23 protein-coding genes, 1 tRNA gene and 1 pseudogene are annotated in these 21,338 nt (G+C 62.1%); 12 read left to right on the top strand and 13 right to left on the bottom strand.

Annotated features, from left to right (window positions below):
- From P3T42_RS32895 to P3T42_RS32885, 3 genes are all read left to right on the top strand, one after another.
- Positions 1 to 225: a hypothetical protein gene (locus P3T42_RS32895; protein WP_154561256.1), complete on the top strand. Its 225-nt coding sequence runs from the start codon at positions 1 to 3 to the stop codon at positions 223 to 225.
- A 91-nt stretch (positions 226 to 316) separates the two neighbouring features.
- Positions 317 to 1,072 (top strand): hypothetical protein, encoded by a 756-nt coding sequence (locus tag P3T42_RS32890; protein WP_429308391.1) that lies wholly within the window; start codon positions 317 to 319, stop codon positions 1,070 to 1,072.
- Positions 1,073 to 1,083: 11 nt separating this feature from the next.
- Complete coding sequence (locus P3T42_RS32885) at positions 1,084 to 1,371, top strand: hypothetical protein (RefSeq protein WP_143788522.1); 288 nt, start codon at positions 1,084 to 1,086, stop codon at positions 1,369 to 1,371.
- Positions 1,372 to 1,389: 18 nt separating this feature from the next.
- On the opposite strand, the gene P3T42_RS32880 is transcribed toward P3T42_RS32885, so the two are convergent.
- The gene (locus tag P3T42_RS32880) at positions 1,390 to 1,566 is read right to left on the bottom strand and encodes a hypothetical protein (RefSeq protein WP_171991747.1); all 177 of its coding nucleotides are present in this window, start codon (positions 1,564 to 1,566) and stop codon (positions 1,390 to 1,392) included.
- Between P3T42_RS32880 and P3T42_RS32875 the strand changes: the two genes are divergently transcribed.
- From P3T42_RS32875 to P3T42_RS32865, 3 genes are all read left to right on the top strand, one after another.
- A complete protein-coding gene (locus P3T42_RS32875; RefSeq protein ID WP_143788523.1) occupies positions 1,565 to 1,879 on the top strand; it encodes a hypothetical protein in 315 nt (104 codons plus the stop codon). The genes P3T42_RS32880 and P3T42_RS32875 overlap by 2 nt on opposite strands.
- Before the next feature lie 131 nt (positions 1,880 to 2,010).
- A complete protein-coding gene (locus P3T42_RS32870; protein ID WP_429308390.1) occupies positions 2,011 to 2,334 on the top strand; it encodes a hypothetical protein in 324 nt (107 codons plus the stop codon).
- 551 nt (positions 2,335 to 2,885) lie between these two features.
- On the top strand, positions 2,886 to 3,857 hold the full coding sequence (locus P3T42_RS32865; protein WP_429308389.1) for a hypothetical protein: 972 nt from the start codon (positions 2,886 to 2,888) through the stop codon (positions 3,855 to 3,857).
- A 62-nt stretch (positions 3,858 to 3,919) separates the two neighbouring features.
- Here P3T42_RS32865 and P3T42_RS32860 read toward each other — a convergent pair.
- Both P3T42_RS32860 and P3T42_RS32855 read right to left on the bottom strand, forming a co-directional pair.
- Positions 3,920 to 3,995, bottom strand: a tRNA-Thr gene (locus P3T42_RS32860).
- A 109-nt stretch (positions 3,996 to 4,104) separates the two neighbouring features.
- Positions 4,105 to 4,218: pseudogene (locus P3T42_RS32855) on the bottom strand (BBE domain-containing protein); the annotation flags it as partial.
- 158 nt (positions 4,219 to 4,376) lie between these two features.
- On the opposite strand from P3T42_RS32855, the gene P3T42_RS32850 reads away from it, so the two are divergent.
- Complete coding sequence (locus tag P3T42_RS32850; protein ID WP_429308388.1) at positions 4,377 to 5,519, top strand: methyltransferase; 1,143 nt, start codon at positions 4,377 to 4,379, stop codon at positions 5,517 to 5,519.
- A gap of 88 nt (positions 5,520 to 5,607) precedes the next feature.
- Here P3T42_RS32850 and P3T42_RS32845 read toward each other — a convergent pair whose 3' ends face one another.
- The 3 genes from P3T42_RS32845 to P3T42_RS32835 form a co-directional block, all read right to left on the bottom strand.
- Complete coding sequence (locus tag P3T42_RS32845; protein WP_074301491.1) at positions 5,608 to 6,885, bottom strand: TIGR03862 family flavoprotein; 1,278 nt, start codon at positions 6,883 to 6,885, stop codon at positions 5,608 to 5,610.
- Between the two features lie 244 nt (positions 6,886 to 7,129).
- The gene (locus tag P3T42_RS32840; RefSeq protein WP_429308387.1) at positions 7,130 to 8,416 is read right to left on the bottom strand and encodes an MFS transporter; all 1,287 of its coding nucleotides are present in this window, start codon (positions 8,414 to 8,416) and stop codon (positions 7,130 to 7,132) included.
- Positions 8,417 to 8,747: 331 nt separating this feature from the next.
- Positions 8,748 to 9,068: a DNA-binding protein gene (locus tag P3T42_RS32835; protein WP_074301493.1), complete on the bottom strand. Its 321-nt coding sequence runs from the start codon at positions 9,066 to 9,068 to the stop codon at positions 8,748 to 8,750.
- A gap of 391 nt (positions 9,069 to 9,459) precedes the next feature.
- Between P3T42_RS32835 and P3T42_RS32830 the strand changes: the two genes are divergently transcribed.
- Complete coding sequence (locus P3T42_RS32830; RefSeq protein ID WP_429308386.1) at positions 9,460 to 10,290, top strand: class I SAM-dependent methyltransferase; 831 nt, start codon at positions 9,460 to 9,462, stop codon at positions 10,288 to 10,290.
- 137 nt (positions 10,291 to 10,427) lie between these two features.
- Here P3T42_RS32830 and P3T42_RS32825 read toward each other — a convergent pair whose 3' ends face one another.
- Together P3T42_RS32825 and P3T42_RS32820 are read right to left on the bottom strand one after the other, a co-directional pair.
- Positions 10,428 to 10,994, bottom strand: a complete 567-nt coding sequence (locus P3T42_RS32825; protein WP_429308385.1) for a DUF1415 domain-containing protein — start codon at positions 10,992 to 10,994, stop codon at positions 10,428 to 10,430.
- A gap of 73 nt (positions 10,995 to 11,067) precedes the next feature.
- Positions 11,068 to 11,712 (bottom strand): TetR/AcrR family transcriptional regulator, encoded by a 645-nt coding sequence (locus P3T42_RS32820; RefSeq protein ID WP_429308384.1) that lies wholly within the window; start codon positions 11,710 to 11,712, stop codon positions 11,068 to 11,070.
- Positions 11,713 to 11,870: 158 nt separating this feature from the next.
- On the opposite strand from P3T42_RS32820, the gene P3T42_RS32815 reads away from it, so the two are divergent.
- Both P3T42_RS32815 and P3T42_RS32810 read left to right on the top strand, forming a co-directional pair.
- Complete coding sequence (locus tag P3T42_RS32815; protein ID WP_429308383.1) at positions 11,871 to 13,154, top strand: MFS transporter; 1,284 nt, start codon at positions 11,871 to 11,873, stop codon at positions 13,152 to 13,154.
- Positions 13,155 to 13,326: 172 nt separating this feature from the next.
- The gene (locus P3T42_RS32810) at positions 13,327 to 13,920 is read left to right on the top strand and encodes a nitroreductase family protein (protein ID WP_074301498.1); all 594 of its coding nucleotides are present in this window, start codon (positions 13,327 to 13,329) and stop codon (positions 13,918 to 13,920) included.
- 93 nt (positions 13,921 to 14,013) lie between these two features.
- Here P3T42_RS32810 and P3T42_RS32805 read toward each other — a convergent pair whose 3' ends face one another.
- Positions 14,014 to 15,486 (bottom strand): MFS transporter, encoded by a 1,473-nt coding sequence (locus P3T42_RS32805; protein ID WP_429308382.1) that lies wholly within the window; start codon positions 15,484 to 15,486, stop codon positions 14,014 to 14,016.
- 156 nt (positions 15,487 to 15,642) lie between these two features.
- Here P3T42_RS32805 and P3T42_RS32800 point away from each other — a divergent pair, with 156 nt between their 5' ends.
- Positions 15,643 to 16,893: an Hsp70 family protein gene (locus P3T42_RS32800; RefSeq protein WP_429308381.1), complete on the top strand. Its 1,251-nt coding sequence runs from the start codon at positions 15,643 to 15,645 to the stop codon at positions 16,891 to 16,893.
- A gap of 112 nt (positions 16,894 to 17,005) precedes the next feature.
- Here the strand turns inward: P3T42_RS32800 and P3T42_RS32795 are convergent, their stop codons facing one another.
- Positions 17,006 to 17,209: a cold-shock protein gene (locus P3T42_RS32795; RefSeq protein ID WP_007180251.1), complete on the bottom strand. Its 204-nt coding sequence runs from the start codon at positions 17,207 to 17,209 to the stop codon at positions 17,006 to 17,008.
- A gap of 478 nt (positions 17,210 to 17,687) precedes the next feature.
- Between P3T42_RS32795 and P3T42_RS32790 the strand changes: the two genes are divergently transcribed.
- Positions 17,688 to 19,283: an APC family permease gene (locus tag P3T42_RS32790; protein ID WP_429308380.1), complete on the top strand. Its 1,596-nt coding sequence runs from the start codon at positions 17,688 to 17,690 to the stop codon at positions 19,281 to 19,283.
- Between the two features lie 160 nt (positions 19,284 to 19,443).
- On the opposite strand, the gene P3T42_RS32785 is transcribed toward P3T42_RS32790, so the two are convergent.
- From P3T42_RS32785 to grxD, 3 genes are all read right to left on the bottom strand, one after another.
- Complete coding sequence (locus P3T42_RS32785) at positions 19,444 to 20,229, bottom strand: DODA-type extradiol aromatic ring-opening family dioxygenase (RefSeq protein ID WP_429308379.1); 786 nt, start codon at positions 20,227 to 20,229, stop codon at positions 19,444 to 19,446.
- 146 nt (positions 20,230 to 20,375) lie between these two features.
- Positions 20,376 to 20,978, bottom strand: coding sequence for a UbiX family flavin prenyltransferase (locus P3T42_RS32780; protein WP_074301503.1), 603 nt, complete (start codon positions 20,976 to 20,978; stop codon positions 20,376 to 20,378).
- 42 nt (positions 20,979 to 21,020) lie between these two features.
- The gene (gene grxD, locus P3T42_RS32775) at positions 21,021 to 21,332 is read right to left on the bottom strand and encodes a Grx4 family monothiol glutaredoxin (RefSeq protein WP_074301504.1); all 312 of its coding nucleotides are present in this window, start codon (positions 21,330 to 21,332) and stop codon (positions 21,021 to 21,023) included.
- Positions 21,333 to 21,338: the final 6 nt, after the last annotated feature.

Genomic DNA, 21,338 nt, shown 5'->3' with positions numbered 1-21,338 from the left:
ATGTCTCATCTGATTTCGATTTATCTTAAGTTGATTATCCTATCGCTCATTGGAATGGCTGCGGTAAAAATTTGGGCAATTTTTATTGTTGTTTGGATGCATGGCGGGAAGTATCAATGGACCTGGATGGATGCCAAATCAATTTTGGTAAATGGCTTGGTACTTGCTGCGGTATTTTGCGCCATTGCAACTATAACCATTTATCGCGAGAAAAATAGATCGTAGGTACCTCTACAACCGGCAACTGCACCCGCAGGAAAAAACGCTCGCGCAGAAGATAGCGTCGCAGACCGGCGGACAGTACAGCGCACAGGACGTGGCGAACCAGCTTGCGCAAATGGGATACAGCCAGAGCGGCGTGACAGAAAGCGGAGCAGCGGCGACGGTGGAAGGGGCGACGCCGCCGAACGACGGCACGACGTGGGCGAAGGCCGGTGTTGACCAGAACACGGGGCAAACGATCTGGACCCAGACGCTGGGGGCACCCAATCCGGCGTTGCAGGCGTTCATCCTGCAGAACACCAACGGGGCGGACGTGCCGCTGCTGCAGCAATACACAGCGTCGCCTGCAGGAGCACAATCGCAGTATGGTCCGCAGGGCACTCCAATGGGATCGTCCGCAGGTTCGATCTCCCCGAGTGGAAACTGCAATGCGAACGGATTGCTGCCCTCTCAAGGAACGGTAAATATTGGACTTGTAGGTAGTGCTACGATTCCTTACACAGGATTTAGCTTCACTGTTGGGGCTGGAGTCATAGCGGATGCCCAGGGTAATGCTGGGATTTACTGGTCCGCTGGGCCCGGCAAAGGAGTCGGCGCTGACGTTTCGGTCGGTGTGACTGTTGGTTCATATCCGGGCGCCACAACGATCCAGGACTATGCTGGGTGGTTCAACAACGCAAGTGTGGGGGCTGGTCTTGGCGAGCATGCCAGTATCGATATCTTCCAAGATCCAACGAAGAGCATTACGAATCCACTAGCCTATGGTTCCAGTACTACCTACGGTCTCGGGATTGGCGGGGGTGCGTCAGTTTCCCGGACATATACGGGCATCCCGATTCATACGCCATGAGTACATATGCCATGAATAAATACGCAAGATTGTTGGCTTATGCCGCTAAAGTTGTCTTGGGGGGAGTAGGGATGCTTCTAGTCGCCGCCTGGTTCTGGGTATCGTCTGCGACTAGTGGTGCGCCAACAGTTCCGCGTCCTGAAACAGGCAACGTTGTGCCATTTAATAACCACGGGAAGACCGTCTATGTGACGCAGTTTGAAGATAGGTTCGTTGTTTGGTGCCCTGCTGCAATCGCACTTGTCATCCTGGCCGGGGCTCTATCGAAGAAGTGGATTGCGTCGGTTGAAAAGCGTTAGAAGATGCTATCGATCATGTCATGCCCAACTAGATGGAACCTCTACAACAATCAGCGGCACGGCGAACAGCGGCGGCGCGAGCCCTTCGCCGTACAACGCGAGCCGTAGCAGCTCCGACGGGACGCAGGCGCAGACCACGCAGACCGCGACGGTGGTGACTGGCAACAGCGTCATATCGGCGAATGGTTCCGGCATGACCATTGCCTACGGAACGTCCTTAAATTTGCATGATGGCCAAGCATATTTGGGCGGCGGCAAAGCCAATCCCTTGTCGCCGTCTGGAAATATCATGTTTGGGTATCTACTGTTTCCGGGCGATAACCCTACGCTCGAAACCAATAATTTCCTCAATGGGGGTTCAGTCCCGATGGGAGGCTGCATGTTTGGTGTCTGCATGGGACTAAATCATTCGATCGGAGGACAGACCTCGGTCGAGTTTGGGCTGGGCACGCCCGGGATCTCGACTGGTGTTACGGTATCGAAGCCTGTCGGAGGTGCGCATTGGTGAAATATCGGACGTGGATGCAGCTAGTAGTAATCGCGCTGCTCATATTTGCCCTCGTAAATCTCGTGCGCTCGTGTCAGAGCGATCCCACGCAGATGCAGCTATTCAATCAGTTGGCGACAATGCGAAATGACATGCAAGCAGTTATCCATGATGGCGGCCATGTCGTTAAATATGACAACAACGGGAAGACTACATTCGCAAGAGTCTATCTTTTGTTAAGTATCGATCGACAAACATGGACCATTGATTTGGAGCAAGCCTATAGAAATACGTTACTTGCACGTGGATGGACGCAAGTGAAGGAAGCAACCAGCGAACTTTCATTTTGCAAGAACGGGGCTTTCGCATCCGTAACTGCTCCTGCGAATACGCGCAACGGCTCAGTCGGGATGACTTTCGATGCTGCGAGCATTTCTCAGTGCCAGAAGGCCATACGTACTACAGGGGCAAGTTGACCTCTACAACCGGCAACTGCATCCCGAGGAGCGCATCTTGATTGCGAATGCAGCGAATGCTATTGCAAAATCGACACGCCCTTTATCCCTTTGGAATGGCTCCCCGTTTTGCCGTTGCCGGCTTATAACGACCCGTATGATTTTATGAAAAAATTTGATATCAATGCGCCGATCGAATAATTGATCCGCTTTGCAATGAAACGCTGTGGTTTTATGTAAACTGTCGCGTTGACCTGAAAAGTGGAAGCTGCGGCACCTTGCCTCATTAATCTTAGTTCTTGTATCGTGCGACGGGATACCGGTAAAGAGTAAAGGAGCAAACATCCCTTGACAGGCTCGCAGCGGACTGACCATCGTGCAGGCATTGGGACGAATGTGACGTTCGGATTCCCGTTGACCTTACAGTTTCGAGGTCGTCAATATCACGGCCTCCGAATCATTGCATTGCTGAAGTGGGAGCGGCCTCCAGGGCTGAAACGCAAGGGGATTCAGGTGCAAGTGGGACTGCCCGCACCTGGGACAACTGGTGCCACGCAGATATCGATCCAACCTTGGTTGCCAAAATCATCATGACCGATCTTCGTAGCAGTGATCCTTCAATTTTAGGCGTGTCTCCTCGCTGGCCGAGCCGCAAGACAGTTGTCAAATGGCTCGAGAAATCCAATCCTCGACCGATCGACGATCTGCTCGCATATAACAGCCGTTCCGACGCGGAAAACACGTTGAACATTCCGCCTAACTCGACATACGGCCCAGTGGGTTCCCTGCTGCGTACCAATGCTGAGTTGCTGGCGCTAACCGGGCGCCCTTGGGAACCGGCAATGTTGAACGCAACGGGGTTTCAGATGTTTGGAACGAAGTTGTATTTCTTTTGGCACGTCAAATTCCGTAGCCTGTATCCAGAGCATCCACGTCCTCTGCGGATGATGAGTTGGGAATCGATGACGGAAGTCATGGCGATGACGTTCATTCTCGGACGCGTTCAGGAGGGTACGTATCAGGGGTATCTGACACACGCCGCTCTTAACCGGAAGTACCAATTGCAGCTGTCGTATGAAGAGCGGCATCGCCGAGTGCACGCTTTCATGCTACGGCTCTTTGCCGACTGGCGTGGCGATGTCGGCCACGAATGGCCGGCATTTGCCTATAGCGAACCCGTCTACGAAGGCATTCTGGAAAGGTGGCGTGAACCGGATGCCGATGTCCTGACGCCATGGCTGATAGCTGCCTGTGACCGGCATACGCACGAATCACAGCGCGACAGCGAAAGCAAGTTTTACGACTGTTCGGCGTTTCCACGCACGCCGCTCGAAATCCTTCTCCTGTTCCGGTTGCGCGAACTGGTCGGCTTGCAGAATCCCGACCTCTGTCACCCGTTAATGGAGTCGCCTTTTGATGCGTTGCCTGAGGCACAACCACCGTACGCTCCGGATGATCTGGTTCGCGGAACGCTTACCCGAGTGCGAGAAGATTGGACCGATTTTGACCGGTTCGTCTCCCTGGAAGCGCTAGGGGCGAGCTAGCTCACGCCGTCCAGAAAGCAAAAAGCCCGGTCACGAGGACCGGGCTAAGTGCTTGAATCGATTGGTGCCCCCTGTCTGATTCGAACAGACCACCTCATGATTACAAGTCAAGTGCTCTACCAAATGAGCTAAGGGGGCGAAAGCAGGGCGTCATTATATGACAAGCTTGGCCATTCGACTATACGTGGACTTGATTGGGCGTTTTTATGCTCGCGAGTTCCACGGCGCGACGGGCCCCGGCGATTCGTCACGTATCCATCCCAGCCGCACCCGGACGGACCCACATGGCGTGATGAAAAATGTTGTTCGGATCGTAGCGGTGCTTGACGTCCTGCAGGAACCCGTACAGTCCGCGGTCGCCCGCAGAACACGCCGCCAACGAACACCGCAGCCCGCACGCTGGACACAGGGGGTACTATTCGGGCATCAATCGGCGCCGCCGACGGTCGCACTGGCCACCCGCCGCCCATGACGCGATGTTTCGCCGCGTTATCCCGAGAAAACACTTCCTGGTTCACCATGCCTTTGCCTGCCACTCCCACAGTCCCCGCCACCATTACCTGGCCCGAAGCCGACGGCCCGCGCTCTGCCCTCTGGCGCTCGGAGGCGGCGGTGCCGCCGCCCAAACGGGTCGTCGTGGCCGATGACCGCACCACCGCGGACACCGCCTACCGCCTTGCCTGCGAAGGGACGGCGCTGCTGTGGCAAGGCGATTTCCAGAACGCCCGCCAACTGTTGCAAGCGGTGACGCGCCGCGTCGAACGCAAGCCGCGCAAGCCGGCCGAGACGTTGCTCGACGCCTTCAATTTCCACCGTCAGGCGCAGTCGCAGCGCGCCCGCACGCTGGGCATGCTGCTGATCCCGCTCGACGCCACTTACACGATCCCCCTGCGCCGTGCGCCGGAGGTGCAGCAGGCCTGTGCGGAGACCTACGGGCCGCCGACCGACGAACCGTCCGTGGTGTCGCTGCGTGAACTGCTCGGTCTGATCGGCGCGCACGAATGGCGCAAGAAGGGCGTGGAGATTCCCGTGCTCGGCGAGCGCATTCATCCGCACTACGGCGTGTTCTCGCCGGTGCGCGGCGAGTATGTCGACCTCGTGGCGCGCACGCCGCTGCCGTCGCTGAACAAGGCGTTCGATATCGGCACCGGCACGGGCGTGCTCGCCGCCCTGCTGGCCAAACGCGGCGTGAAGAAGATCGTCGCCACCGATCAGGACCCGCGTGCGCTGGCCTGCGCGCGCGAGAATCTGACGCGCCTCGGCTATGCCCAGCAGGTCGAGGTGATCGAGGCGGATCTGTTCCCCGAGGGCCGCGCGCCGCTCGTGATCTGCAACCCGCCGTGGGTGCCGGCGCGGCCCGCGTCGCCGATCGAATACGCCGTCTACGATATGGAAAGCCGCATGCTGCTCGGCTTCCTGAACGGGCTGGCGGAACATCTGTCGCCCGGGGGCGAGGGCTGGCTGATTCTCTCGGACTTCGCCGAGCATCTCGGCCTGCGCAGCCGTGAGTTTCTGCTCGCGGCGATCGAAAAGGCGGGGCTCGTTGTGGTCGGCCGGGAAGATATCCGGCCGCGGCATCCGAAGTCGTCGGACGAGACCGATCCGTTGCATGCCGCACGCGTGGCGGAAGTGACGTCGCTGTGGCGCTTGAAGGCGCGCTAGGACGCCAAGCGTCCGCCGGTTTTTCGACGGCGGGCGCGAACCCGGCGCGTGAACCCGACGCGCGAACACCGCGTCAGCCCTGGCGGCCTCAGCTTCCTGCGCCTGCCAGATAAGCCAGCGCGCCGCGCCCCGCCACGAGCCCGCTCGCGAAGCACGCGGTGAGCAGGTAACCCCCGGTCGGGGCCTCCCAGTCGAGCATTTCGCCGGCGCAGAACACGCCCGGCACCTGCCCGATCATCAACTGCGAATCCAGCGCCTCAAAGGGAATGCCGCCCGCGCTGCTGATGGCTTCTTCAATCGGGCGCGGACGCACGAGCTTCAACGGCAACGCCTTGATCGTCTGGGCGAGGCGCGTCGCATCGGTGAAGGCCTCCTTCGAGAGCGCCTCGTGCAGCAATCCGAGCTTGACCCCGGCGAGGCCAAGGCGGCTTTGCAGATGACTCGACATCGAACGCGAGCCGCGCGGCCGGGTGACTTCGTCCAGCACGCGTTGTGCGGTGTGTCCGGGCAGGAGATCGAGCGTGATCGTCACCTCGGCATCGGCCCGTAACCGCTCGCGGATCGGCGCCGACAGCGCGTACACCAGACTGCCCTCGATGCCCGTTTCGGTGACGATAAACTCGCCTTGCCGATGCTGCACGCCGCCATCGACGTCGGTCAGCGTGATGGCTACGGGCTTCACCGGCTGTCCCGCGTAGCGCTCGCGGAAGTAGTCGCTCCAGTTGGCGTCGAAGCCGCAGTTGGCCGGACGTAGCGGCTCGACCGGCACGTCGCGTTCGCTCATCAGCGGAACCCACGCCGCATCCGAGCCAAGGCGCGGCCAGCTTGCGCCGCCGAGCGCGAACACCACGGCGTCGGCACTCACCTGCTGCTCGCCCGATGGCGTCATGAAGCGCAGCGTGGGACGCGCGCCGGCCACGGTATCCGCGACATCGTCGCTGCTCCATCCCACCCACTTGTGCCGCATGTGAAAGCGCACGCCGGCCTCTTTCAGACGATGCAGCCAGGCGCGCAGCATCGGCGCCGCTTTCATGTCGGTGGGAAACACTCGGCCTGAACTGCCCACGAAGGTTTCGACGCCGAGTTCCTGCAGCCATGTGCGCAGTGCGTCCGGGCCGAATGCCGCAAGTAGCGGGGCGATCTGCGGCTGCCTCGCGCCGTAGCGCCCGAGGAACGGCTCGAGCGGCTCCGAGTGCGTGATGTTCATGCCGCCTTTGCCCGCCATCAGGAATTTGCGCCCGACCGACGGCATCGCGTCGTATACGTCGACGCGCACGCCGCCGAGCGCCAGGGCCTCGGCGGCCATCAGCCCGGCGGGGCCGCCGCCGACTACGGCGACACAAACGGATTCAGGCAAGGTGGGCATGCTGTGCATTCGGGTGAGGGGCGAGGCGGTGGGCACGAAGGTGTGAAAAAGGCGGGGTGCGCGGCCAGCTTGCCACGGCTGGCGACGCAAAGCCCGCTATTTTCACACTGCGTGCTGCCCGGGGGCAAACGCGGCACGCGGCCGCACGACTGCCCCGCGAGGACCAACTCAAGTCATGCCCGGCATTGGACGCTATCCTGCGACGTACCTGCAACGTGCCTGGTTCTTCAACCCGCACAACGAATCAAACCGGCGAGTGCACCGTCTCCGGCTCGTTGCGTCCGTCCGGCCTGGTCGGCAAGGGCTCGATCTTGCCCACAATCACGAGATAGCTGAACGCCCCCAGAAAGCAGAATCCGCCCGCGACGATCAGCGGAATCGTGAACGAGCCCTTGGTCAGCGCGACCATCACGCCGGTGAAGGTGGTGATGACGATGCCTGCCAGGTTCGACGCGAAGTTCTGGATCCCGCTGATCGACGCGACGTGGTGCGGGGTGGGGGCGACGTCGGCGGGCAGCGACCAGATGCTCGCCGCGGCGAACGCGAGGCTGCCGTAAGCGATGCCGAAGCACGCGAGCATCAGGTACACGTCCGACGTAAAGGCCGACAGGGTAATCACCGACGACATCAGCATCCCGCCCACCATGCAGGTCTTGCGCGACGCGGTGAGGCTCCAGCCGCGCCGGTACAGCGCATCGGAGACGAACCCGCCGAGCCAGCCGCCGGGAATCGAGATCAACGCCGGAATCATCCCGAGCGTGCCGAGCGATTTGAGCGAGAAGCCGCGCGTCTGCACCAGATAGCTCGGAAACCAGGTGATGAAGAAGTAGATCACGAAGTTCAGGCAGAAGAAGCCGAGCATCATGCCCCACAGCGTGCGGTGGCGAAACAGCGACACCCAGCTCGCGTGCGGCTCGCCGGCGGGTGCCTGGCGTGGCGGCACGATATCGTCGGGGCCGGTCATGTCGCCGTGGGCGGGGCTGCGGTAGATCGCCAGCCAGCCGACAATCCACACCGCGCCGAGCAGGCCGGTGACAATGAACGACGCCTTCCACCCCGCGCTGCTGATGATCAACGCAACGACCGGAATCGACAGCGCCGAGCCGACCCGCGAGCCGCTATCGAAGATGCTGGTGGCGATGGCCCGCTGCGCCGGCTTGAACCACTGCGCGACCAGTTTCGCGCACGACGGATAGGCGCCGGCCTCGCCGATGCCGAGCATCAGACGGCAGCCGAACATCGCTCCGACGCTCGTCGTGACGGCCGTGGCGGCCGTGAACAGCGACCACCAGCCCACCGCCAGCGGCAGCGCAATGCGGGCGCCGACCCGGTCGATGAACCAGCCGAACGGCATTTGCATGAAGGCATAGGTCCAGAAGAAACCGCTCAGGATGAGGCCCATTTCTGCCGGTCCGATACCGAGCGCCTTTTCGATCTGCGGTGCGGCGACCGCGAGATTGGCCCGGTCGACGTAGTTGACGGCAATGGCCAGAAAGCACAGAAAAATCACGACCCAACGCATTTTTCTCATGACAACGTCTCCTCCGTGGGCGGCATCCGGGGTGGGGATGGCGCGGTCCGCTTCGATGCCGGGCGGGTGGGGGTGGATCGGACCTGTGCGTCGCGCTCTAGCGGCGAGACTGTTTTGTGTGCGTACTGATATCGGCCTGACCCGTTGCCGATAATAGGAGGGCGCCGCTCACCTGGTCAAGCCGGTTTGCGGATACACCAGAGGGAAGTGTCTGCGGGGAAATGCGGCTCAAATGCCACTCAAATGCCGCTCACGGCCGCAGCGCTGCTGCGCATACGGCCGTATAGGGCGGGGCGGTTCACCGGTTCATCTGCTCAGGACGGTCCGAACCTCAGCCCGGATACTCTTCGTCGACCTTGAGTCCGGCGAGCTTGAAAATCACCCGCAGCGTTTGCGGCTTGATATCGCGCCGCGACGCGAGCGTGGTCATCACGAAATCGAGCACTTTCGCGTATTTGAGCATCGTCAGACAGGTTTCGAGGTCGACGCTGCCGTCGCGCATCAACTCGGCGAGGCGCAGCATCTCCACGGAGATGTCACGCGCCATTTCCAGTTCGAGCTGCTGTTTTTCTGTCCACGCAGGTGTTGCCATCAGCTTGGTCAACAGTTCCTGGAATTTCTGTTCGGCGTTGCCGTTGGGTATCGTATCCATTGCCGCCTCAATTATTCTGAGCGCGCTTCCGGTTGAGATCGCGGCGCACTGCAGGTTACGTAACGTTCGCACCCGTGTTCCGGGTCCGACCTCCCCACACGCATGCGGTTCGCCTGAACAGGCCGGCGGCCGGCTGCGTGTCTTTGTTCTTCATGCGGCCTGCCGAGGGGCTTCGGGCCGCATGCTTCGCTTGCTGCGCGTCTCGCGTCGTGTTTTGCCTACGTTCCGCACCCTTTTCAGAGCAGGAAGTGTTCCAGGAAAAACGCGCTTCGCGCATCGTTGGCGGCAATCAATCGGTGGGTGTGCCGCGCTTTGGGTAAACTGGCAGCAACTTTTCTCTTTTTCCGTCGCCTGTCGCACGTTCGCCGTGCAATCGATGGCGGTCCGTACGATGTCCAGCAAAACTCACGAAATTCGCCCCAACCAATCCGTCGAACTGCTGAAGGAACTGCATATCCTGACGCGCGACGGCAAAATGAATCAGGACAGCCGCCGCAAGCTGAAGCAGGTCTATCACCTGTTCCAGTTCATCGAGCCGCTGCTGAAAGATCTGAAAGAAACCCAGGGCGACCTGACCCTCGTCGATCACGGCGCGGGCAAGTCATACCTTGGTTTTATCCTGTATGACCTGTTTTTCAAGGAGCAACAGGATAATTCGCACATCTACGGCATCGAGACGCGCGAAGAACTGGTGACGAGTTCCGAGGCGCTGGCGGCCCGGCTCGGCTTCAAGGGGATGTCGTTTCTGAATCTGTCGGTGGCGGAGTCGATTGGCTCGGAGCGCCTGCCGGCCACGATCGATATCGTCACGGCGCTGCACGCATGCAATACCGCGACGGACGACGCGATTCGCTTCGCCTTGCGGAAACACGCGAAGTACATCGTGGTGGTGCCCTGCTGTCAGGCCGAAGTCGCCGGCGTGCTGCGTCAGAACAAGGGCAAGTCGCTTGGCAATGCGCTGACGGAAATCTGGCGCCATCCCCTGCACACGCGGGAATTCGGCAGCCAGATCACCAACGTGCTGCGCTGTCTGCAACTCGAGGCGCACGGCTATCAGGTGAGCGTGACCGAACTGGTGGGCTGGGAGCATTCGATGAAGAACGAACTCATCATTGCCCAGTACAAGGACTTGCCGCGCCGCCGCCCGTCGGAGCGGCTCAATGAGGTGATGGAGACGCTCGGGCTGGCGGACCTGCGCGAGCGGTTTTTCGTCGAGGCTTGAGGCGGCCTGACGAAGACTGAGGACGGTTGAGGGGGCCTTAGGGGGCCTGGCGAAGCCTCAGGAGGCCTGAAGATATTCGAGGCGGCAAGGCAAGGCGAGGTGAGGTGGACCCTGTTCGCCGCCTGGAACGCGGCCGCTTACTCGTCGGCGGGCTCGTTCATCCACTTTTCCCAGCCGGCCCGTCCCAACCGCCGCAGCGTTTCCTGATTGCGTTCGTAGATGTCCGCGGCGTCGGGAAACGCCTCTACCGCGCGCTCGATGCTCGCCTCCCGCAGCAGGTGCAGGATCGGATACGGGGCCCGGTTCGTGTAGTTCTCGATATCGTCCGCCTCGCTGCCTTCGAACTGGTATTGCGGATGAAAACTCGCGATCTGCAGTTCGCCTTCGAGGCGCAATTGCCTGAGCATCCGCTCCGCAAAAAACAGACAGTCGTTGTATTCGATGAAGTCGGCGAGTGCGTGCGGGAGAATCAGCAGCGTGGTATCCACTTCGGCTGGATCGGCCTGCGCGAGCGCTTGCAACTCGGCTTCGAGATCCATCAGGACGCCTTCCAGATCGGTTGCTTCGCTGATCGCGTAGTGGATCTGGTTCTTCACGTGCACGGCCTTGGCGAACGGACACAGGTTCAGGCCGATGACCGCGCGGGTCAGCCAGTGGCGAGTCGCGGCAAGGATGGTGGCGGGGGAGTCGGTGGACGGCGGCATGGTGGGGCAAGGTGCTTGAAAACGCCATTTTACCGGCGCCGCTCATTGCAACCCGCCGCCCCGGGTTGACGAGCTAGTTCGCGCCCGCTGTCTTCGAACAGGCCGCGGCGATCAACTGCGCCGCCACGCGCGGCGCGGCCAGAATCGGCCCGCAGCCCGGTCCATAAGTCTGGCTCGCGGCATACACGCCTTCGATCAGCAGCCCGAGCCAGTTGGCCAGCGCCACGGGGTCGTCGGCGCCGGCTTCGGTGGCCAGCGCGGTGATGCGCGCCATCAGACGCGCCTTGTTGCCGGCGACAAAGCGCCGTGCGGCATGGGAGGCGTCCGGAAATTCGACGGCGACGTTCACAAACGGGCACCCGCGATAGCCTTCGTTCGACGCCCGCACGGCCAGGTCGTCGAAGTACTGCACAAGCTGTCTGGCCGGCTCGCCCGGATGCTTCGCGACGCTCGCTTCGACATAGCCGAAAAACTGCGTGTCCTTGCGCTCCAGGTAAGCGAGCACCAGGTCGTCCTTCGACGAAAACTGGCGGTACAGGCTCATCTTGTTGACGCCCGCCCGCTCGACCACCGCATCGACACCCACCGCCCGCACCCCTTCCTCATAAAACAGCTCGCCCGCGGCCTGCAGCAGATGCTCCTGCGCCTGCGGCCCGGCGGTCTGGGTGCGGGCACGGCGGGTTGCCCTGGCCGGCGTAGCGGTTTCACGCTCTGACATGGTGGTCGCACACTGGGTTGTTGATGCCTTGACATGTTACCGAGCGGTAACTAAGATCGCAACACCATTGTGACTGATCTGTCACAAGTCCTTTACGAAAGCAGTAACAATAGGCGAGGCAGCGGCGTCAGGAAGACGGCGCGCCAACTGGAGATCCGATGAACTGGGCAGCGAGAATGATTGGTGGGCGCTTCCACTACGGTTGGCTGACCGTGGCGGTGGTGTTTCTGGTGTTGCTGGCCGCGGCGGGCACGCGCGCGACGCCCAGCGTGATGATGGTGCCGCTCGAGCATCAGTTCGGCTGGAGCCGGGCGACGATCTCGCTTGCGATTTCGGTGAATATCGCGCTGTACGGCCTGATGGGACCGTTCGCGGCGGCGGCGATGCAGCGCTTCGGCGTACGCCCGACGGTGCTGATCGCGCTCGCGACGATGGCGGCCGGCGTGGCGCTGTCGTCGCTGATGACGCATCCGTGGCAGATGATCCTGATCTGGGGCGTGATGGTCGGCGGTTCGACGGGTGTCGCGGCGCTGTCGCTGTCGGCGACGGTCGTGAACCGCTGGTTCACCACGCATCGCGGGCTGGTAATGGGTATCCTCACCGCCAGTTCGGCGACCGGTCAGCTGGTGTTCCTGCCCCTGCTCGCGGCGATTGCCGAGCATCACGGCTGGCGTCCGGTGGTCTGGGTGGTCGCCGGCGCGGCGGCGATCGTGTTGCCGCTGGTCGCGTTCCTGCTGCCCGAGCGCCCCGCCGACCTGACGCTGCGCCCGTTCGGCGAACCGGCCGACGCGCCGCTCAACACCCAGGTCACGAAACAGAACCCGCTGGCAATCGCCTTCGGCACGCTGGGAATGGCTAGCAAGACGCGCGATTTCTGGCTGCTGTTTTTCAGCTTCTTCATTTGCGGCGCGAGCACGAACGGCTATGTCGGCACGCATCTGATCGCCATGTGCAGCGACCACGGCTTGACCGAAGTGCAGGGCGCGTCGCTGCTGGCCGCCATGGGCATCTTCGATCTGTTCGGCACGACGCTGTCGGGCTGGCTGTCGGACCGCTTCAACAGCCGCGTGCTGCTGTTCTGGTACTACGGTCTGCGCGGCCTCTCGCTCATGTATCTGCCGCACGCGTTCGGCATCGACTTCTTCGGCCTGCCGATCTTCGCGGTGTTCTACGGTCTCGACTGGATCGCCACCGTCCCGCCTACCGTGCGTCTTGCGACCGATGTCTACGGCAAGGAAGCGGCGCCGGTCGTGTTCGGCTGGGTGGTGGCGGGACACCAGCTCGGCGCGGCCTTCGCGGCGCTCGGCGCCGGCATGCTGCGCGCGAGCCTCGGTACTTACACGGTGGCGTCGATGATCTCGGGTGGCCTGTGCCTCGTCGCATCGGTGATCGTGCTGCGTATCAACCGCGGCGAGCGTCCGGTTGTACCGCAGCCGGCGTAGGACGCGTGTAGGGCGCTAGGGGCCGCGGGGCATTGGCGGCTCGGCTCGCGCCCTACGCAGCGCTCGAATGCGCTTTATCAGTCCGTTCTGAAGCACGCGTCGGAAAGGCCGGTTATGCTATGTGGCCCCGGGCAGCCGCCCGTCGATCATGAATTTCGACTGAGAGAAACGCATGGCCAACAAACCCGCCCCAACCGCAGTTCCCATTCATGAACTGATTGCAGGCCGCTGGAGCCCGCGCGCGTATTCGAGCGAGCCGGTCAGCCGCGAGCATCTGCATGCGGTTCTTGAAGCGGCCCGCTGGGCGCCTTCGTCGTACAACTCGCAGCCGTGGCGTTTCGTCGTGTTCGATCGCAGCACCGACGAAGTCTCGTTCAAGCGCGCCTTCGCCACCCTGGTGCCGTTCAACCAGGGCTGGAATGCACCGGCGCCGGTGCTGATCGCCGTCACCACGCACACGCTCACCAGCAAAGGTGAAGTGAACCGCTGTGCCGCCTACGATGCAGGTGCGGCGGCGATGTCGCTGGTGCTGCAAGCCCACGCGCTGGGCCTCGCGGCCCACCAGATGAGCGGCTTCGACGTCCCGGCATTCCGCAAGGCGTTTGCGATCCCCGACGATGTCGAAGTGATCGCGATGATTTCGCTTGGCCATTTCGGCGAAGTCGAGAAGCTCGACCCGGTGCTGCGCGAGCGCGAGAAGTCGGTGCGAACGCGCTTCCCGCTGGGCGAGATCGCTTATAACGGCGTATGGAAGAAGGCATTCTGAGAGGTTGGCCGGCATGGCCCGGCTAAGCCGGTTTTAACGGCGTAGCCGGTCAGATGAGAAACGCGTGGTCCATCGGGCCGCGCGTTTTTTTATTTACTCGTCATCCGCCAGCGCGGATAACGGAGTGGCGACGCTCTCGAGCGATTTGCGCTCCGCATCGACGCCCCAGATCGCGGCCACCACCGCCGCGCCAACCATCAGCGCCGAGCCGATCAGATAGCCCGTAAAGACCGCGCTGCGCTGATGCGTATCGATCAGTCGTCCGAAGAATGCCGGCCCGGCAATGCCGCCGAGCGCGGTGCCGAACGCGTAGAACACCGCAATCGCCAGGGCGCGGATCTCCAGGGGGAACGACTCGCTCACCGTCAGATAGGCGGAACTGGCCGCTGCCGACGCGAAGAAGAAAATCACCATCCACGCGATGGTTTGCGTGGTGACGGTGAGCAGATTCTGTTCGAACAGGTAGCCGCTGATGGTGAGCAAAATGCCGGACAGCGCGTACGTGGTCGCGATCATCGCGCGGCGGCCGATCACGTCGAAGAGGCGTCCCAATACCAGCGGCCCGAGAAAATTGCCGAGTGCGAACGGCAGCAGATACCAGCCAATATGATCGCCCGGCACATGATAAAAATCCGTCAGCACCAGCGCGTAGGTGAAGAAGATCGCGTTGTAGAAGAACGCCTGCGCGGTCATCATCGACAGACCGACCAGCGCGCGACGCCGATGCAGCGTGAAGATCGCGTGGAACACTTCGCCGAGCGGCGTGTGGTCGCGCGTGCGCAAGCGCAGACGGCTAAGCGGCTCATCCGCCAACCGATTCCCCGCCCGGCGAAAGCGCGTTTCGATCTGCTCGACGATCGTTGTGGCTTCGCGCGCCTCGTTGTGCGTGAGCAGCCAGCGCGGGCTTTCGGGCACCCAGGCGCGCATCGGCAGGATGGCGAGCGCCAGTACCGCGCCGATAAAGAAGCACGCGCGCCAGCCCCAGTCGGCGGGCAGCAGGTGCGGGTCGAGCAGCACCAGCGAACCGGCCGCGCCAATTGCAGCACCCACCCAGAAGGTTCCGTTGATGCCGAGGTCGGTCCAGCCGCGCACGCGCGCCGGCGTGAATTCCTGGATCGTCGAGTTGATCGCCGTATACTCGCCGCCAATACCCGCCCCCGTGAGGAAGCGAAACAGCAGGAAGCTCGCCAGATTCCACGATAGCGCCGTGGCTGCGGTGGCGGCCAGATAGAGCGTCAGCGTGATGAAGAACAGCTTGCGGCGGCCGAGGCGATCGGTGAGCCAGCCGAAGCCGAGCGCGCCGAGCACGGCGCCGGCGATATAGGCGCTGCCGGTCAGGCCGACGTCGCTATTGGTAAAGTGCAGCGTCGGGCTGGCCTTCAGGGCGCTCGCCACCGCACCGGCCAGCGTGACCTCCAGGCCGTCGAGCAGCCACGTCACCCCGAGGGCGACTACGATCAGCGAATGAAACTGGCCCCACGGCAAGCGGTCGAGCCGCGAGGGCAGATCGGTTTCGATCACGGTGCTGCGTTTTTCCTGCATCGTTGCGATGGGCGGCTCGCTCATTGCGACAAGTCTCCTCATGGCGGGAAATTTGAATGGCGTATCCTGTGGAAATGAGCAATTTCCGTTCCCCCGACTTAGTTGATGCTCGCCGCGCTTTCGTGATACAAAGCCCGTCCCCTTTCTGTCCGCGCCAGCCGTGAGCGGCGATTTCCTGCCATGACCTATTGCGCGATTGACTTCGGCACCTCGAATTCGGCAGTTGCCGTGCCTGACGGCACAGCGCTACGGCTTGCGCCGGTCGAAGGTGCATACACCACGCTGCCCACCGCCGTCTTCTTCAATACCGACGAGAACACTACCGGCTACGGCCGCGCGGCGCTCGAAGCGTATATCGACGGCTTCGACGGCCGGCTGATGCGCTCGATGAAGAGCATCCTCGGCTCGCCGCTGGCGGAAAACTCGACCGACCTCGGCGACGGCTCGGCCATCAAGTACACCGACGTGATCGCGATTTTCGTCGATCACCTGAAGCGTTCCGCCGAAGCCAGCGCCGGCAGTCCGATCAGCCGTGCGGTGCTGGGCCGCCCGGTATTCTTCGTTGACGATGATCCACGCGCCGACCAGCTTGCGCAACAGCAACTGGAAGCTGCCGCGCGTTCGGTGGGTCTGAAGGAGATTCACTTCCAGTACGAGCCGATTGCCGCAGCGTTCGACTACGAGTCGCATCTGACGGAGGAAGGGCTGGTGCTGGTGGCCGACATCGGCGGCGGCACGTCGGACTTCTCGCTGGTGCGAGTCGGGCCGGAGCGCGTAAAGCGCGCCGAGCGCAAGGACGACGTGCTGGCGCATCACGGCGTGCACGTCGCCGGTACGGACTTCGACCGCCGGGTCGAGCTCGCCACCATCCTGCGGGAACTGGGCTATCAGACGCTGGATCCGGAAGGGCGCGAGATTCCGAACCGGGTCTATTTCGACCTCGCCACGTGGCACCTGATCAACACGGTCTACGCCCCCAAGCGGGTCAGCGAACTGGTGCTGATGCGGCATCTGTTTACCGAGACCCGCCACCACGACCGCCTGATGCGGGTGGTCGACCGCCGTTTGGGGCACGCGCTGGCCGCGCATGCCGAAGAGGCGAAGATCGGCGTCGCCGCGGGCGGCGAGACCATGATCGATCTGGAGCTGGTGGAAGAAGATCTGCGGCTCGCCTTCGACGAGGCGCAACTGATCAAGGCGGGGCACGACGAGACGCTGCGCATCGTGCAGGCGGCGCGGGATACCGTGCAGGCGGCCGGCGTGGCGCCCCGCGACGTGGGCGCGATTTACTTCACCGGCGGTTCGACCGGCCTCGCGTTTCTTTCCGGGGCGCTGTCCGCTGCGTTTCCGGATGCGCGGCCGGTGTTCGGCGATCGCCTCGCCAGCGTCGCCACGGGCCTCGGCATTCACGCGCGGCGGCTGTTCGGTTAATCCGCAACTGCCGCTTTTCAGCCCACGCGTGTCCGCACGCGTTGGTTTTCACCAGGCATAAAAAAACCCCGCGGCGAGGCGGGGTTTTTCGCGTCCAGAAGGAAGCGCGCGCTTACACCGGCTTGATGTTAGCTGCTTGCTTGCCCTTCGGGCCCGTCTTCACTTCAAACGTAACCTTTTGGTTTTCTTGCAGCGTCTTGAAGCCTTCCGTGCGGATTTCCGAGAAATGCGCGAACAGATCTTCGCCGCCGCCGTCGGGAGTGATGAAGCCAAAGCCCTTTGCGTCATTGAACCACTTGACGGTACCGGTTTCCATATTACTTGTTCCTAAAGATGGTAAATAAGGCCGAAGCCCAGAGGGTGCATGAAAATCAAGGAAGGGGGTAATGGGACCAACCGGAGTACCGTTGATGGGCGAACTACGAAAGACCAATTCACTCGCCGCTTGAAATCCTGCCCGAACGTTATACGGCGATTTTGAGAGAAGGTCAACAGTATCCACACATCTTTACAAGGTTTTTAGGGCCAGGCGCAGGGGTCCGACAAAACTTGCCGTCCCTTTAATTTTTTGCTAGGGATAACCCTAGCTTCGCTGCAATCTGGCGGTGCAACCGTTAAACTACGCGCCGCGCCAGGGTTGCACCTGATTCTCGGTATAAGCCCTCGCCCATCATGGCCGTCACCCCGTCTTCAGCGTCACAAGCAATGCCGCGGTGCCGACATGTTTCAGACCGCAACTGCATGGGACCGGAGTAAGCGTTGAGGCGCTAACTCTGGTCGACATAGGAGAAGACGTGAAAGGTTCTATTCAACGGAACATTGGCCCATTCGCGCTGTTGCTGACCGGCCTGGGTTCGATCATCGGATCGGGCTGGCTGTTCGGCGCGTGGAAAGCGGCAAAAATTGCAGGCCCGGCAGCCGTTTGCGCCTGGATCATCGGCGCCGTGGTGATTCTGGCGATTGCACTGACCTACGCCGAGCTTGGCGCCATGTTCCCCGAGTCGGGCGGCATGGTGCGCTACGCGCGCTATTCGCACGGCGCGCTCGTCGGCTTCATCAGCGCATGGGCCAACTGGATCGCCATCGTCTCGGTGATTCCGATTGAAGCAGAAGCGTCGATTCAATACATGAGTACCTGGCCGTATCCATGGGCGCATGCATTGTTCGTCAATGGGTCATTAACCACTAATGGGTTATTACTCTCGGCGATCCTCGTCATTATCTATTTCATGCTGAACTATTGGGGTGTGAAGCTGTTTGCGCGCGCCAATACGACAATCACGATCTTCAAGTTTCTGATTCCCGCCGCAACGATTGCCGGCCTGATGGCCACGGGTTTCCATCACGAGAACTTCGGCGAGGCGAGCACCTTCGCTCCGTACGGCTGGTCGGCGGTGTTCACGGCGGTGGCGACGAGCGGTATCGTGTTCGCGTTCAACGGTTTCCAGAGCCCGATCAACCTGGCTGGCGAAGCGCGTAACCCGTCGCGCAGCGTGCCGTTCGCGGTGATCGGCTCGATCCTGCTGGCGCTGGTGATCTACGTGCTGCTGCAGATTGCATATATCGGCGCGGTGAATCCGGCTGACGTGCTGAAGGGCTGGAGCCACTTCAGCTTTGCGTCGCCGTTCGCCGAACTGGCGCTTGCACTGAACCTGAACTGGCTGGCGTTCCTGCTGTACGTCGACGCGTTCGTCAGCCCGAGCGGCACGGGCACGACCTACATGGCGACGACGAGCCGCATGATCTACGCCATGGAACGCAACAACACCATGCCGAAGATGTTCGGCAACGTGCACCCGATCTACGGCGTGCCGCGTCAGGCGATGTGGTTCAACCTGCTGGTTTCGTTCATCTTCCTGTTCTTCTTCCGCGGCTGGAGCTCGCTGGCGGCCGTGATTTCGGTGGCGACGGTGATTTCGTACCTGACGGGTCCGATCAGCCTGATGGCGCTGCGCCGCGCGGCAACCGATCTGGACCGCCCGCTGCATATCCCCGGCATGAAGATCATTGCGCCGTTCGCTTTCGTCTGCGCGTCGATGGTGCTGTTCTGGGCGAAGTGGCCGCTGACGGGCGAAATCATCCTGCTGATGATCGTCGCGCTGCCGGTGTACTTCTACTTCCAGGCGAAGTCGGGCTTTGCCGGCTATCAGCGCGACCTGAAGGCCGCGTGGTGGCTGGTGGCTTACCTGCCGGTGATGGCGATCCTGTCGCTGATCGGCAGCAAGCAGTTCGGCGGCCATAACATCCTGCCGTACGGCTGGGACATGCTGGTTGTGGCCGTGGTTGCGCTGGGCTTCTATTACTGGGGCGTGAACGCGGGCTATCGCAGCGACTACCTCGATGAGCGTCAGGTCCATGACGAAGTGCTCGAAGGGATGGGCGCGCATTAAGCGCTCGCGCTGTCCAAGCTTCGCCCCGGACGCGGTTCCGGGATGCAGAAAAGCCCGCCTGATTTAATCAGGCGGGTTTTTTTTATGGCTTTGCGGGGCGCCCTGCGGCGCTGGGCGGTACAGGTACCGATGGCGCGCCCCGTGCGCCGCCGGTCGCCGCTTACGCCGTGCCGAACACGTAGTTCGTCATCGCCAGCGCTTTCTGATACGTCCCGAGCGACTGGATCCCGAGCGTGTAGTCGTCGTCCGCAGCGCCGAGCGCGGCGAACACCGGCAGCAGATGCTCGTCGGTCGGGTGCATCAGCGCCGCGTGCGGCGCCTGGCGCCGATAGTCGAGCAGCGCGTCGGTATCGTGCGCGGCCAGCTTCGTTTCGAACCAGTCGGTGAATTCCATGACGCGCGGGTCGGCGTCTTCCGGCCGGGCGGAGAAGTCGGCGGCGCGCAGATTGTGCGTGATCTGGCCGGAGCCGATCACCATTACGCCGTCATCCTTCAGCGCCCGCAAGGCACGACCGACGCGAAAGTGATGAGCGGCGTCCCTCTGCGGCTGGATCGACAACTGAGCCACCGGCACATCCGCGTGCGGAAACATCAGCAGCATGGGCACCCACGCGCCGTGATCGAGACCGTGCGACTGGGTGTCGGCCACCAGCCCGTGCTCGTTGAGCAGCACGGCGGCCCGTCGCGCGACATCCGGCGCACCCGGCGCCGGGTACTGGATCTCATACAACTGGCGGGGAAAGCCGTAAAAGTCGTGAATCGTCTCCGGCTGGTCGGCCGTGCTCGCCAGCGGCTGGGCGGTGCCCCAATGAGCCGACAGCATCAGGATGGCTTCAGGACGCGGCACCTGGGTGGAGAGCGCAGCGAATTCGGCTCGTGGCATGGACGGATCGATCGGCAGCGTGGGAGCGCCGTGAGACAGGAACAGCGACGGCAAGCGGGTCATGGCAGCGAAGTCCGCAGCGGGTGCGGCTCGTAAGTTGGGTTGCTACCAATATACGGGCGTACTGCCGTTTGATAAACGGCTGAAACCGGATTTGATTGTGTCGCCGGTGTTGTTAATCCGCGGTTTGCGGCGGCCGGCGCCAGGCCTTATTCGGCTGACGCGTCGCGCAGTCCCGGCCATGCTGCGGCGAGCGCCGGTCCCAGCGCGAACAGGTCCAGCACGCGCTCGACGGTGTGATCGACCATTTCGTCGATCGAGGCCGGCTGGTTGTAGAAGGCGGGTAGCGGCGGAAAGACGATGCCGCCCATTTCGGTGACGGCGGTCATGTTGCGCAGATGCGCGAGGTTAAACGGTGTTTCGCGCACCATCAGCACGAGGCGGCGGCGCTCCTTGAGCGTGACGTCGGCGGCGCGGGTGATCAGATTGTCCGACAGGCCGTGTGCAACGCTGGCCAAGGTTTTCATCGAGCAGGGCGCGACGATCATGCCGTCGGTCGTAAACGAGCCGGATGCGATGCTCGCACCCACGTCGCGCACCGAATGGACGACATCCGCGAGCGCATGCAGGTCTTCTTTGCTGAGCTGGAGTTCGTGCTGGATGTTGAGCCAGCCGGCGCTGGAGATCAGCAGGTGGCTTTCCACGCCGCCCAGTTTGCGCAGCGTTTCAAGCAAACGGACGCCGTAGATGGCGCCCGTTGCGCCGGTGATCGCGATGATCAGCCGGCGAGGCGCCGCAGCGCGTGTTTCCATGGCTCGCGGCACCGGGTTGCGTCTACTGAACGGGCTGAACGATCAGGCTGCAGCAAACAGTTGCTGCAGTTCGCCGTTCTGATACATCTCCATCATGATGTCCGAGCCGCCGATGAACTCGCCCTTCACGTAGAGCTGCGGAATGGTCGGCCAGTTGGAGAATTCCTTGATGCCCTGGCGGACTTCGTCGTCTTCGAGGACGTTGACGGTCTTGATCGTGTCGACGCCGCACGCCTTCAGGATCTGAATGGCGCGGCCCGAAAAGCCGCACATCGGAAACTGCGCAGTACCCTTCATGAAGAGGACGACGGCATTTTCGTCGACGATTTGCTTGATGCGTTGTTGCGTATCCATGACTGA

The sequence above is a fragment of the Paraburkholderia sp. GAS38 genome (genome assembly GCF_050434965.1).
In the GTDB taxonomy this organism is placed as follows: Bacteria; Pseudomonadota; Gammaproteobacteria; order Burkholderiales; family Burkholderiaceae; genus Paraburkholderia; species Paraburkholderia phenazinium_A.
This window is presented reverse-complemented; position numbering and strand designations above follow the sequence as displayed.